Annotated in this window: 10 protein-coding genes; 4 read left to right on the forward strand and 6 right to left on the reverse strand. The window is 70.9% G+C overall.

Going from position 1 to position 12755, the window contains the following annotated elements:
* Nucleotides 1-40: 40 nt before the first annotated feature.
* From M6B22_RS00090 to M6B22_RS00100, 3 genes are read right to left on the reverse strand one after another with little or no spacing between them, the layout of a single operon-like run.
* The gene (locus M6B22_RS00090) at nt 41-997 is read right to left on the reverse strand and encodes a VWA domain-containing protein (RefSeq protein WP_269443722.1); all 957 of its coding nucleotides are present in this window, start codon (nt 995-997) and stop codon (nt 41-43) included.
* 2 nt (nt 998-999) lie between these two features.
* Nucleotides 1000-1989: a DUF58 domain-containing protein gene (locus M6B22_RS00095; protein ID WP_407935765.1), complete on the reverse strand. Its 990-nt coding sequence runs from the start codon at nt 1987-1989 to the stop codon at nt 1000-1002.
* On the reverse strand, nt 1968-3008 hold the full coding sequence (locus M6B22_RS00100) for an AAA family ATPase (RefSeq protein WP_407935766.1): 1041 nt from the start codon (nt 3006-3008) through the stop codon (nt 1968-1970). The genes M6B22_RS00095 and M6B22_RS00100 overlap by 22 nt, the downstream gene beginning before the upstream one ends.
* 137 nt (nt 3009-3145) lie before the next feature.
* On the opposite strand from M6B22_RS00100, the gene M6B22_RS00105 reads away from it, so the two are divergent.
* Nucleotides 3146-3370 (forward strand): hypothetical protein, encoded by a 225-nt coding sequence (locus M6B22_RS00105; RefSeq protein WP_269443725.1) that lies wholly within the window; start codon nt 3146-3148, stop codon nt 3368-3370.
* Here M6B22_RS00105 and moaA read toward each other — a convergent pair.
* From moaA to M6B22_RS00120, 3 genes are all read right to left on the reverse strand, one after another.
* Nucleotides 3367-4407: a GTP 3',8-cyclase MoaA gene (gene moaA / locus M6B22_RS00110; RefSeq protein WP_269443726.1), complete on the reverse strand. Its 1041-nt coding sequence runs from the start codon at nt 4405-4407 to the stop codon at nt 3367-3369. The two genes, M6B22_RS00105 and moaA, sit on opposite strands and share 4 nt — an antisense overlap.
* 21 nt (nt 4408-4428) lie before the next feature.
* Nucleotides 4429-5787, reverse strand: coding sequence for a C40 family peptidase (locus tag M6B22_RS00115; protein WP_269443727.1), 1359 nt, complete (start codon nt 5785-5787; stop codon nt 4429-4431).
* Between the two features lie 128 nt (nt 5788-5915).
* The gene (locus tag M6B22_RS00120; RefSeq protein ID WP_269443728.1) at nt 5916-6998 is read right to left on the reverse strand and encodes a phosphatase PAP2 family protein; all 1083 of its coding nucleotides are present in this window, start codon (nt 6996-6998) and stop codon (nt 5916-5918) included.
* A gap of 122 nt (nt 6999-7120) precedes the next feature.
* Here M6B22_RS00120 and M6B22_RS00125 point away from each other — a divergent pair, with 122 nt between their 5' ends.
* The 3 genes from M6B22_RS00125 (at nt 7121) to xylB (ending at nt 12700) form a co-directional block, all read left to right on the forward strand.
* Nucleotides 7121-9907, forward strand: coding sequence for an aconitate hydratase (locus M6B22_RS00125; protein WP_269443729.1), 2787 nt, complete (start codon nt 7121-7123; stop codon nt 9905-9907).
* A 165-nt stretch (nt 9908-10072) separates the two neighbouring features.
* Nucleotides 10073-11254 (forward strand): xylose isomerase, encoded by a 1182-nt coding sequence (gene xylA / locus M6B22_RS00130; protein WP_269443730.1) that lies wholly within the window; start codon nt 10073-10075, stop codon nt 11252-11254.
* 36 nt (nt 11255-11290) lie between these two features.
* The gene (gene xylB / locus M6B22_RS00135) at nt 11291-12700 is read left to right on the forward strand and encodes a xylulokinase (protein ID WP_269443731.1); all 1410 of its coding nucleotides are present in this window, start codon (nt 11291-11293) and stop codon (nt 12698-12700) included.
* Nucleotides 12701-12755: the final 55 nt, after the last annotated feature.

Below are 12755 nucleotides of genomic sequence, written 5' to 3' on the forward strand. Positions count from 1 at the left end.
ATTCACCCGGCTGCGGTGTGGTGAATGCAGGGTTCATCTGTCAGACGAGGCGGCCGGACCAGAGCATGGACGTGCCGGCCGCGGCGAGCAGCACCAGCAGGCCGACCGCCATGTAGCGCCAGCTGACGTCGCGCTGCTTGGTGGTGTAGCCGATCTGCTGGCCGATGTTCTGGTACACCTGCTCGAGCTCCTGCACCGACGCCGCCGTGTGGAACGTGCCGCCGGTGTCGTCGGCGATCTGCTGCAACGCCTGCTTGTCCGCCGGCACCGGGATGGTGTCGCCCTGGTAGGTGACCGTGCCGTTGTCGGTGCCGAAGGCGATGGTCGACACCTGCACGCCCGCCTTCTTGGCGGCGTCGACGGCGGCTGAGACCGGGCGCCCGACGGTGTTGGTTCCGTCGCTGAGCAGCACGATGCGGGCCGGCGGCGGCTTGTCACCCTTGGCGGTGGTGGCCTGCCCGAACACCGTGATCGCCTGCAGCGAGGTGAAGATCGCTTCGCCGATCGCGGTCGACTCCTGCAGCTTGAGTCCCTTGATCGCGGCCTCGACGGGCGCCCGGTCCACCGTCGGGGACACCAGCACGCTGGCGTTGCCGCCGAAAGCGACGAGGCCGAGGTTGATCCGCGACGGCAGCAGCCCGACGAACTTCTTGCCGGCCGCCTTCGCGGCGTCGATGCGCGAGGGCAGCACGTCGGTGGCCTGCATCGACAGCGAGACGTCCACTGCGAGCATGACCGTTGCGCGGTCCCGCGGCACCCGCACGGCCGCGGTCGGCTGCGCGACGCCGACCGTGAGCACGGTCAGGCCGGCGAGCAGCAACGCGAACGTGAGGTGCCGCCGCCAGCCCGGCCGGCGCGGGGCCACGCTGCCGAGCAGTTCGAGGTTGCTGAACCGTGCGACGTACTTCGTGCGACGCAGCTGCAGCAGCACGTAGGCCACGAGCAGCGCGGCGACGAGTACCAGCAGCCAGAGCCAGGCGGGGGCGATGAAGTGCATGCTCAGCGCACCCCCGCGCCGACCGAGCCGACCACGAACTGGCGCCGGGCGATGACGAACCGCACCACGTCGCTGATCCAGTCGCGGTCGGTGCGCAGCTGCAGGTGGGCAGCGCCGGAGTGCCGCAGCGCCGTGGCAACCCGGGCCCGCTGGCCGCTGGCGGCCTCGGCGTAGCGGCGGCGCAGCTGCGCCGAGGACGTCTGCACCTCGAGCGCCCGCCCGGTCTCCGGGTCCTGGAAGGTGACCAGGCCGGCGGCCGGCAACTCCAGCTCGCGCGGGTCGAGCACCTCGATGCCCAGCAGCTGATGCCGGTCGGCCAGCGCGCGCAACGGCCGCGCCCACGCGGGCTCACGGTCCAGGTCCGCTCCGGAGGAGTCGAGGTAGTCCGAGACGACGGCGACCAGGCCGCGCCGGCGCTGCGGGCGCCGCAGCGACTCCAGCATGCCCGCCAGACCGGCGTCCGCCCGGACGGCCTCGGCGCGCGGCGTGGTCGCCACCCGGCGCAACAGGTACCGCGCGTGCGCCCGCCCGGGCATCGCCGGGATCCGGTAGGTGTGCGAACCGGTGCTGACGACCGCGCCGATCCGGTTGCCACCGCGCACGGTCAGGTGGGCGACGGTCGTGACCGCCGCCAGCACGAGTTCGCGCTTCTCGGTGCGCGCGGTGCCGAAGTCCATGCTGGGCGACAGGTCCACCACCAGCCAGGTCTCCAGCTCGCGGTCCGCGATCGTTTGGCGCACATGCGGCACCGTGGTGCGCGCGGTGACCGGCCAGTCCATCCGGCGGACGTCATCGCCAGGGACGTACTGGCGCGACTCCCCCGCCTCCGAACCGGGACCTGGCACCAGCCCCAGGTAGTTGCCCTGCAGCAGCCCGTCCAACCGGTTGCGGACGGACAGTTCCAGGCGTCGCAGCAGGTGGTCCGCCGCGTGCAGGTCGAGCGCCGGACCGTGCTCGCTCACCGGATTGCTCACGCTGAGCGTTCGCCCCAGGGCGACTGTTGTGGCGCCGACTGACCGAACACGTGCGGCTGCTGCGGCGGCACGCCGGTCACCGGGCCGGGACCGCCGGACCGCTGGCGTGGCGCGACCTGCGGCAGCGGGACGGTCTGCAGCACGCGCCGCACCGCCTCGTCGGCCGGCACACCGTCGGCCACCGCGTCGTAGCTCAGCACCAGGCGGTGCGCGAGCACATCGCTCGCGATGTCCAGGACGTCCTGCGGAAGCACGTAGTCGCGCCCGCGCAGCAGCGCGAGCGCGCGGCCGGCCGCGATCAGGCCGAGGCTGGCGCGCGGGCTCGCCCCGTAGGAGACCCACTGCGCGACGTCGTTCATGCCGTGCTCGGCCGGGCGCCTGGTGGCGACGACCACCCGCACGACGTAGTCGACGATCGCATGGTGCACGAACACGCGCGCGGCGGTGTTCTGAAGCCGGGCGAGCTCGTCGGTGGTGATCACCGGGTTGGCGACCGGGGCATCGACGCCCATCCGGTAGACGATCTCGCGCTCCTCGGCGGTGCTCGGGTAGCCGACGCCGACCTTCATCAGGAACCGGTCGCGCTGCGCCTCGGGCAGCGGGTACACGCCCTCGGACTCGATCGGGTTCTGCGTGGCCAGCACGAGGAACGGGCTCGGCACGTCGAAGCGCCGGCCACCGATGGTCACGTGCTTCTCGGCCATCACCTCGAGCATCGCCGACTGCACCTTCGCCGGCGCGCGGTTGATCTCATCGGCCAGTACGAAGTTGGCCATGATCGGGCCGAGTTCGGTGTCGAACCGCTCGGCGCCGGGCCGGTAGATGCGGGTGCCGATGATGTCCGAGGGCACCAGGTCGGGTGTGAACTGCAGCCGTGCGAAGCTGCCGCTGACGGTGCGGGCGAGGGTCTCGACAGCGAGGGTCTTGGCCACACCGGGTACGCCCTCGAGCAGGCAGTGACCCTGGGCGAGCAGGCTGACCATCATCCGCTCGACGAGCCGCTCCTGGCCGACGATCACCCGCTTGACCTCGAACATGACGCGCTCGAGCGCGCCTGCGTCGGCGGCCGGAGTGTGCACGGGCGGCTGGCCCTGCGGCTGGTCGGCGGTCACTCGGGTCTCCTCGGGTGCGGTGGTGTCATTCACCGTACGGGACCGCGCGCTAGGTTGCCTGAGTGCTGCCTACGCATGACACCGACGACGTCCCGCGCTGCTCGGCCAAGGGATGCCGGGCTCCCGCGAGCGTCGACCTGAACTGGCGCAATCCGAAGCTGCACGACCAGACACGGGTCAAGCACTGGCTGGCGTGCGACGAGCACGCCGACCATCTGGCGGACTATCTCGGGGTACGCGGCTTCCTGCTGGCCCGCGAACCGTTCCGAGGCACTGCGGACAGCTAGCCGCCGATCGCGGACATGGTGCGCGTTGGCTGCACGAAGTCGGCGTTGTCGATCCCGTGCCCGGCCTGCTTGCCGGCCACGGCCGTCTTGATGATCTCGCCGAGTTCGGCGTCGGACGCGCCCGCGCGCAGCGGCCCGCGCAGGTCGGTCTCCGTCTGGGCGAACAGGCAGGTGCGCAGCTGACCGTCGGCGGTCAGCCGCAGCCGGTCGCAGTCACGGCAGAACGGCCGGGTCACCGACGCGATGACGCCGACCCGGCCCGGCTGCTGCGCCCAGTGCTCCGCGCCCGGTCCGTCCAGCACGTCGAAGTCCTCCGCCGGTGCATGGCCGCGGTGCCCGTGCGGCTGCAGCGTGTACTTCGCCGCGAGCACCTGCAAGATCTCATCGGCGGTCACCATCGAGCCGCGCTGCCAGATGTGGTCGGCGTCCAGCGGCATGTGTTCGATGAAGCGCAGTTCGTAGCCCGAGCGCAGTGCCCACTCCAGCAGCGCGGGCGCCTCGTCCAGGTTCGCGTCCCGCATGAGCACGGAGTTGATCTTGAGCGGGCTCAGCCCGGCAGCGGCCGCGGCAGCCACGCCGGCCAGCACCTCGGGCAGCCGGTCGCGCCGGGTCAGCTCGGCGAACCGCTTGCGGTCCAGCGTGTCGACCGAGACGTTGATCCGGTCCAGTCCGGCCGCGACGAGCGCACCGGCCTTGCGGTCCAGGCTGATGCCGTTGGTCGTCAGCGACAGCTCCGGGCGCGGCTGCAACTGGGCCAGGCGCCGCACCACGGACACCAGGGTGCCATGCACCAACGGCTCGCCGCCCGTGAGCCGGATGCTGCGCATCCCCAACCGGACGAACACGTCGGCCAGGTGCACGATCTCGTCGTCGCTGAGCCGCTCGGTGCGGGTGAGCCAGTCCAGGCCCTCGGCCGGCATGCAATAGGTGCAGCGCAGCGAGCAGCGATCGGTCAGCGAGATCCGCAGGTCGGTGGCGACCCGACCGAACGAGTCCACCAGCACGGCGGGTGGTTCGGTGGCGCGGGCGGTGGTCATGGCCCCCACGCTACTGCGTACTCAGGTCAGCGGGCGGGTCGCGCCGAAGTAACCCCAGGACACCTCGTCCCACGGGGTGATCTGGATGACCGATCCGCTCTGCGGAGCCTGGATCACGTTCCCCCCGCCGACATAGATCGCCACATGGTGGATGCCACCGATGGTCCCGTCCGAGCTCCAGAACAGCAGGTCGCCGGGACGGAAGTTGCCGCTGCTCGGGTGGTACGAGCCCGCCTGGGTGTACTGCGTCGCCGCGTAGTGGGCCAGATCCAGGTACGGACCCCAGGCATACATCACCAGCCCGGAGCAGTCGAAACCGACGATGTTGCAGTCGTTGTACGCGCCGTCTCCCGCGCAGACACCGCGGGTCGGGCCACCGGCGTTGCCGCCGGCCCAGGCGTACATCCAGCCGAGGTAGCGCTCGGCCCGGTTGACGGCCTGCTGGCCGCGCGATGCCGACCAGCTTCCCCCGCTGGGGGTGGGCGGCGGTGACCAGCTGCTTCCGCCGCCCCCGCCGCTGCTGCCCTGGTTCCGCTCGGCCCGCTGCCGGGCGAGCTCTGCCTGACGGCGCCGCTCCTCGGCGCGCTTTCGCCGCAGCTCGGCGAGCCGGGCCTGCTCCTTCTGCCACGCTTCGTACTTGGCTCGCTGGCCGTTGAGGGTCTCGAGCTGCAGGCGTGCCGCGTCCAGCTTGGTCTGGTTGGCGGCGATCGACTGCTGCACCTGCTGTTCCTGCGCGATGGTGGCGGTGACCGCGTCGTCGGCGGCCTGCTTGGCCTGGGCCGCGGCGTCGGCCGCGGAGGTCTGGGCAAGCACCGCCTTGCGCGCCGCGGCGTCCGCGTTCGACTTGCCGACCTTGGCGCGTTGCAGGTCGTTGATGGCGCCGAGCTGGTGGCTGGACTGGTACTGCTCCAGCGCGCCCTGCTGCAGCAGCACGTTCGGGTCGTCCGCGGTGAGCAGGCTGCCGGTGGTTCCGCCGATCGTCCCGCTCATGTAGGACGCCTGGGCGTAGGCGACGAACTCCAGCTGGGCGTTCTCCACCTGCGTCTGCGCCGCCTGCGCGGTGGCCCTGGCCTGCTGCGCGGTCTGCTTGGCCTGCTCGAGCAACTGCAGCGCGTACGCGAGCTTCTGCTCGGCCAACTCCTGCTTCGCCCGCATCTGGCCCAGCTGCGCCTGCAGCGTGGCGGCCCGCGCGCTCAGCTGCCCCACCTCGTCGGCCAGCGCGTTCTTCTGCGCCTGTGCGCGGCTGATCTGCCCGTCCGTCGGGTTCGGCGGAGGCGCGGCCTCGGCGAGGAACGCCGGTGCGGTCACCAGCGAGGCGACGGTCGCGAGGACGGCCAGAGCGGCCACGAGGCGCGGACGCGGGCGTCCGGGACGGCGCACGTGCACGACAAGGCTCTCTTCCTATCGGCCCCCGCCGAGTGGATGGACTGCCTCAGAGTGCCATTTCCGCCCCACTTTTTCCAGACACCACTCCAGACCCATGCGCAACATAGGTCACAAACCGGGCATCAGGTGGCCGTCGCGGACTCCATTTCGGTCTCTGCGGCCAGTTCCGGCACCGCGACCCGCGCCGGGCGGCGGGCCCGCCACCACGCCTCCCACCGGCACAGCGCCCAGTGCGCAGCCACCGCGTAGAGCATCCCGAAGACCAGATCTATGACGTAGTGCTCGCCGGTGTATACGAGGGTGAGCCCCATGAGGACCGGGTACAGGTAGATCAGCCCGCGCCAGCGCGTCTGCAGCCGCTCGTAGATGGTGAGCGCGGCGAGGAAGGCGAAGGCCAGGTGCAGCGACGGCATCGCGGCGACCGGGTTCGCGCCACCGTTCTGGCCCGCCTCCAGCAGCCGGTTGGCGAAGGACGCGTGGAAGTACTCCCAGCCGCGGGCCGAGAGCCGGCTGACCGAACCGATGTAGCCGTCCCGGGCGGCCAGCCACGGCGGCGCCTCGGGGAACAGGATGTAGGTGGCCAGCCCGGCGAAGGAGAGCAGGATGACCCGGCTGATGTAGCGCATCCAGACCCTGCGGTCGCGGATCCAGAAGATCGCGGCGATCAGCGGCGTCACCACGAAGTGCGAGGTGTACGTCAGCGTGGCCAGCGCGTCCCACCAGTGCACCTGAGCGGCGTCGTAGAAGTGCTGCTGCAGCCAGACGGTGGGGACGTGGCCCCCGAACAGCCAGCTCTCGGCCCGGGCGATGTCGCTCTCGTGCAGCGGCATGCCCATCGTGTCGGCCAGCGCCCGCGACTGGTCGTAGGTCATCAGCACCACGGTGAACGGCAGCCAGTCGATCACCACCTGCACCAGCCGGCGCCAGCCCCGGCCGAGGCAGGTGATCGCCAGGCCGGCCACCACGATGTACGACAGCGCCTTGCGCCCGGTCGGAACTCCGTCGGTGACCAGGATGTAGCCGATCGCGAGGAAGTAGGCCAGCCCGAAGGCGAGGCGGATCCGGTGCCAGCCGACCGCGTGGATGGGGCGCATCACGAGCTCGTAGCCGGCGACGAGGGGCTTGGTGAGCGGCGCGATGCGCGGCTTGGCGACTCCAGGGACGGTCCGGCGCTGCTGCTCCGTCCCGTCCGGTCGTTCCGCCACGGCCCAAACCCTATCGGCAGCCGGGGACGCAACGGCGCAGCTGACAGCCCGCACACAGCCGAAACTCCGATGGTATCTTGACGTCAAGAGAACTTCGGACAGCAGCGCGAAGGAGACCGGCCGTGCCCGCACAGAGCAAGAACAGCTTCGGATCTCGTAGTCAGCTCGCCGTCGGTGACACCGGCTACGACTACTTCCGGCTGGACGCGGTCGAAGGGTCCGAACGGCTGCCGTTCAGTCTCAAGGTGCTGTTGGAGAACCTGCTGCGCACCGAGGACGGCAAGAACGTCACGGCTGAGCAGATCCGAGCCCTAGCCGGATGGCAGCCCGACGCGCAACCGAGCACCGAGATCCAGTTCACCCCGGCCCGCGTGGTCATGCAGGACTTCACCGGCGTGCCCGCCGTCGTCGATCTGGCGACCATGCGCGAGGCGGTTGTCGACCTCGGCGGAGACGCGACCAAGATCAACCCGCTGGCACCGGCCGAGCTCGTCATCGACCACTCGGTCATCGCCGACCTGTTCGGTACCCGCGACGCGTTCGCCCGCAACGTCGAGCTGGAGTACCAGCGCAACCGTGAGCGCTACCAGTTCCTGCGGTGGGGGCAAACCGCGTTCGACGAGTTCAAGGTGGTGCCGCCCGGCACCGGCATCGTGCACCAGGTGAACATCGAGTACCTGGCCCGCGTCGTGTTCGCGCGCGGAGGTGTCGCCTACCCGGACACGCTGGTGGGCACCGACTCGCACACCACCATGGTGAACGGCCTGGGCGTGCTCGGCTGGGGCGTCGGCGGCATCGAGGCCGAAGCCGCCATGCTCGGCCAGCCGGTCAGCATGCTGATCCCCCGCGTCGTCGGCTTCAAGCTCACCGGCCAGATGCCCGAGGGCTCGACCGCCACCGACCTGGTCCTGACCATCACCGAGATGCTGCGTGAGCACGGCGTGGTCGGCAAGTTCGTCGAGTTCTACGGGGCGGGCGTGGCCGCGGTGCCGCTGGCGAACCGGGCGACCATCGGCAACATGAGCCCCGAGTACGGCTCGACCTGCGCCATCTTCCCCATCGACGACGAGACGCTGCGCTACCTGCGCTTCACCGGCCGCAAGGACGAGCAGATCGCGCTCGTCGAGGCCTACGCGAAGACGAACGGGCTCTGGCACGACCCGTCCGTCGAACCGCACTTCTCCGAGACGCTCGAGCTCGACCTGTCCAGCGTGGAGCCCTCGCTGGCCGGCCCGAAGCGGCCGCAGGACCGGGTGCTGCTCAAGGAGGCGAAGGACTGCTTCCGTCAGTCGCTGGCCGACTACGTCGACGGCACCTTCGTGATCTCCAAGGGCCGCGCCGATGAGGCGTCGCGCGAGTCGTTCCCCGCGAGCGACTCGCCGACCGTGTTCCGCAACGGACAGGACGACGCCGACAAGCCGCACGACCACGACCACTCGGTGCTCGAGGGCCGCCCGTCCAACCCGGCGCGGGTCAGCCTGCCGGACGGCACCGCGTTCGACGTCGACCACGGCGCGGTCGTGATCGCCGCGATCACCTCGTGCACCAACACGTCCAACCCGTCGGTGATGATCGGCGCCGCGTTGCTGGCGAAGAAGGCGGTCGAGAAGGGGCTCTCGCGCAAGCCCTGGGTCAAGACCTCGCTGGCACCCGGCTCCAAGGTGGTCACCGACTACTACGACCGCGCCGGCCTGACCCCCTACCTGGAGAAGCTCGGCTTCAACCTGGTCGGTTACGGCTGCACCACCTGCATCGGCAACTCGGGGCCGATCATCGAGGAGGTGTCGGCCGCGGTGAACGAGAACGACCTCGCCGTCACCGCCGTGCTGTCCGGCAACCGCAACTTCGAGGGCCGGATCAACCCCGACGTGAAGATGAACTACCTCGCCTCGCCGCCACTCGTCGTCGCGTACGCGCTGGCCGGCTCGATGGACGTCGACCTGCTCAACGACCCGCTCGGCGAGGGCAGCGACGGGCAGCCGGTGTACCTGCGCGACATCTGGCCCAGCTCGCAGGAGGTGCAGGAGACCATCGACACCGCGATCGCCAGCGAGATGTACACCGGCCGCTACGCCGACGTCTTCGCGGGCGATGCGAACTGGACCGGGCTGCCGACGCCCGAGGGCGACATCTTCGAGTGGGACAGCGAGTCGACCTACGTGCGCAAGCCGCCGTACTTCGACGGGATGGGCCGCGAGCCGGAGCCGGTCACCGACATCACCGGCGCACGCGCGCTCGCCAAGCTGGGCGACTCGGTCACCACCGACCACATCTCGCCGGCCGGTTCGATCAAGGTCGACTCCCCCGCGGGCAAGTACCTGACCGAGCACGGCATCGAGCGCCGTGACTTCAACTCCTACGGCTCGCGGCGCGGCAACCACGAGGTGATGATCCGCGGGACGTTCGCGAACATCCGGCTGCGCAACGAACTGGCGCCCGGGACCGAAGGTGGCTTCACGCGCGACTTCACCGCAGGCGGCGAGGTCACCACGATCTACGACGCGTCGGTGAACTACGCCGAAGCGGGCATCCCGCTCGTGATCCTGGCCGGCAAGGAGTACGGCTCCGGGTCCTCGCGCGACTGGGCCGCCAAGGGCACCGCGCTGCTGGGCGTGCGCGCGGTGATCGCGGAGTCGTACGAGCGGATCCACCGCTCCAACCTGATCGGGATGGGTGTGCTGCCGCTGCAGTACCCGGAGGGCGCGAGCGCGCAGTCGCTCGGGCTGACCGGCGAGGAGACGTTCGACGTCACCGGGGTCCCCGCGCTGACCGACTCGATGCCGCGCACCGTGCACGTGAAGGCCGGCGACGTCGAGTTCGACGCCGTCGTCCGGATCGACACGCCCGGCGAGGCCGACTACTACCGGCACGGCGGGATCATGCAGTACGTCCTGCGCAGCCTGCTGTAGCCGGTAGCCTTCGCGAACTGTCCTCGCCTCGCCACCGCCGACGGTGACGAGGCGAGGACACCTGCGTTTCCGGGGACGGCTGCCGCTTTCCAGATCGGGGCCCCTGAGTTAGAGTCACGCTATATGTTCGGTGGATAAACAAATGCCCGGCAGGAGTGATCAGCGATGGTGCAGCCCACGAAGGACGACCGGTTCAGCTTCGGTCTGTGGACGATCGGCTGGCAGGCGCGGGACCCGTTCGGCGACGCGACCCGGCCCCCGCTCGACCCGGTCGAATCGGTGCACAAGCTCGCCGAGCTCGGGGCGTACGGCGTCACCTTCCACGACGACGACCTGATCCCGTTCGGCTCGTCGGACTCCGAGCGCGACAAGCACATCGCGCGGTTCAAGGACGCACTGGCCGAGACCGGCATCGTCGTGCCGATGATGACCACCAACCTGTTCACCCACCCGGTGTTCAAGGACGGCGGGTTCACGAGCAACGACCGCTCGGTGCGCCGGTACGCGCTGCGCAAGGTGCTGCGCAACCTCGACCTGGCCGCCGAGCTCGGCGCACAGACGTATGTGTTCTGGGGCGGCCGCGAGGGCAGCGAGTACGACGGCGCGAAGGACGTGCAGGCGGCACTGGAGCGCTACCGCGAGGGCATCGACCTGCTCGCCGCCTACGTGAAGGAGCAGGGTTACGGCATCCGGTTCGCCATCGAGCCCAAGCCGAACGAGCCGCGCGGCGACATTCTGCTGCCGACCGTGGGGCACGCGCTCGCCTTCATCGCCCAACTCGAACACGGCGACATCGTCGGCGTGAACCCCGAGGTCGGGCACGAGCAGATGGCCGGGCTGAACTTCGCCGCGGGAATCGCCCAGGCGCTCTGGGCGGGCAAGCTGTTCCACATCGACCTCAACGGCCAGCGCGGCATCAAGTTCGACCAGGACCTCGTCTTCGGGCACGGCGACCTGCTCAACGCCTTCTTCCTGGTCGACCTGCTCGAGCACGGAGCCGGCGGCTCGCCCGCGTACGCCGGGCCGCGCCACTTCGACTACAAGCCTTCGCGCACCGAGAACATCGACGGGGTGTGGGACTCGGCGGCCGCGAACATGCGGATGTACCTGCTGCTCAAGGAGCGGGCGGCGGCCTACCGCGCCGACCCGGAGGTACAGCAGGCGCTCGAGGACTCGGGCGTCACTTCCCTGGCGACCCCGACCCTGAACCCCGGCGAGAGCGTGGCCGACCTGCGCGCCGACGCCAGCAGCTACGAGGAGTTCGACCCGGAGATCGCCGGTGCGCGCGGCTACGGCTTCGTCCGGCTGAACCAGCTCGCCATCGATCACCTGCTCGGCGCCCGCTGACCCGACCTCGCCCGCCGAGAGAGGACGAGCCGATCCATGCCGCTCGTGGCCGGGGTGGACTCCTCCACCCAATCGTGCAAGGTCGTGGTCCGGGACGCGGACAGCGGTGCGCTCGTCCGGCACGGGTCGGCGCCTCACCCGAGCGGCACCGAGGTGGCTCCGCACGCCTGGTGGGACGCGCTGCAGCAAGCAGTCGCCGCGGCCGGCGGGCTGGCGGACGTCGCAGCGATCTCGGTCGGCGCGCAGCAGCACGGCATGGTCTGCCTGGACGAGTCGGGCGCGGTGGTCCGCGACGCCCTGCTGTGGAACGACAGCAGGTCGGCCGCGGCCGCCGCAGACCTGGTCGCTGAGCTGCCGGGCGGTGCGGCCGGCTGGGCGCGCGCTGTGGGCTCGGTTCCGGTCGCATCCTTCACCGTCACGAAACTCCGCTGGCTCGCCGAACACGAGCCGGACAACGCCGCACGCACCGCGGCGGTGTGCCTGCCGCACGACTGGCTGAGCTGGCGGTTGCGCGGCGGCGGCGAACTCGACACGGTGACGACCGACCGCAGCGACGCCAGCGGCACCGGGTACTGGTCCCCCGCCGAGAACGCGTACCGGCCGGAGCTGCTGCAGCTGGCGCTGGGCAGGGCGCCACTGCTGCCGCGGGTGCTCGGCCCGGCCGAGGCGGCCGGCACGCGCGCCGGTGGCACCGCTCTCATCGGCCCGGGCGCGGGCGACAACGCCGCCGCCGCACTGGGCGTGGGCGCGGAGCCGGGCGACGTGATCATCTCGATCGGGACGAGCGGGGTGGCCTGCGCACTCAGCAGCGCGCCCACTGCCGACCCATCCGGAGCCGTGGCCGGATTCGCCGACGCCACCGGGGCGTTCCTGCCGCTGGTCGCCACCCTCAACGCCGGGCAGGTGCTCGACGTGGTTGCGCGGCTGCTCGGTGTCGGGCTGCCCGAACTGTCCGACCTGGCGCTGCAGGCGCCGCCCGGCGCGGACGGCCTGGTGCTGGTGCCCTACCTGGCGGGCGAACGAACCCCGAACAAACCGGACGCCACCGGCGCGCTGCACGGCCTGCAGTTGGGCAACACGACCAGGGCGCACCTCGCCCGCGCCGCGATCGAAGGTCTGCTGTGCGGTCTCGCCGACGGCCTGGATGCGTTGCGTGCGGCCGGCGTGCAGCCCGCCCGGGCACTGTTGGTCGGCGGTGGAGCGCGCTCGGAAGCCTTACGCCGCATGGCTCCGGCGATCCTGGGCATGCCGGTAGTCGTTCCCGCGCCGGGTGAGTCGGTCGCGGACGGCGCCGCCCGACAGGCAGCCTGGACGCTCGCCGGAACCGCCGAGCCGCCGCGCTGGGCTGCTGCCGCTCCCGCGCGCTACGAGGCCGACCCACAGCCGCTGGTGCGCGCGCGCTACGCCCGGGTCCGTGACCTGGTCAGCGATCGCCCGAACAACTAACCGAACAAACACCGATCAGGTCACGACTTGGTCACGGGGTGGCCGTGCCCACCCG

The sequence above is a fragment of the Jatrophihabitans cynanchi genome, assembly GCF_027247405.1.
GTDB classification, from domain to species: Bacteria; Actinomycetota; Actinomycetes; order Mycobacteriales; family Jatrophihabitantaceae; genus Jatrophihabitans_B; species Jatrophihabitans_B cynanchi.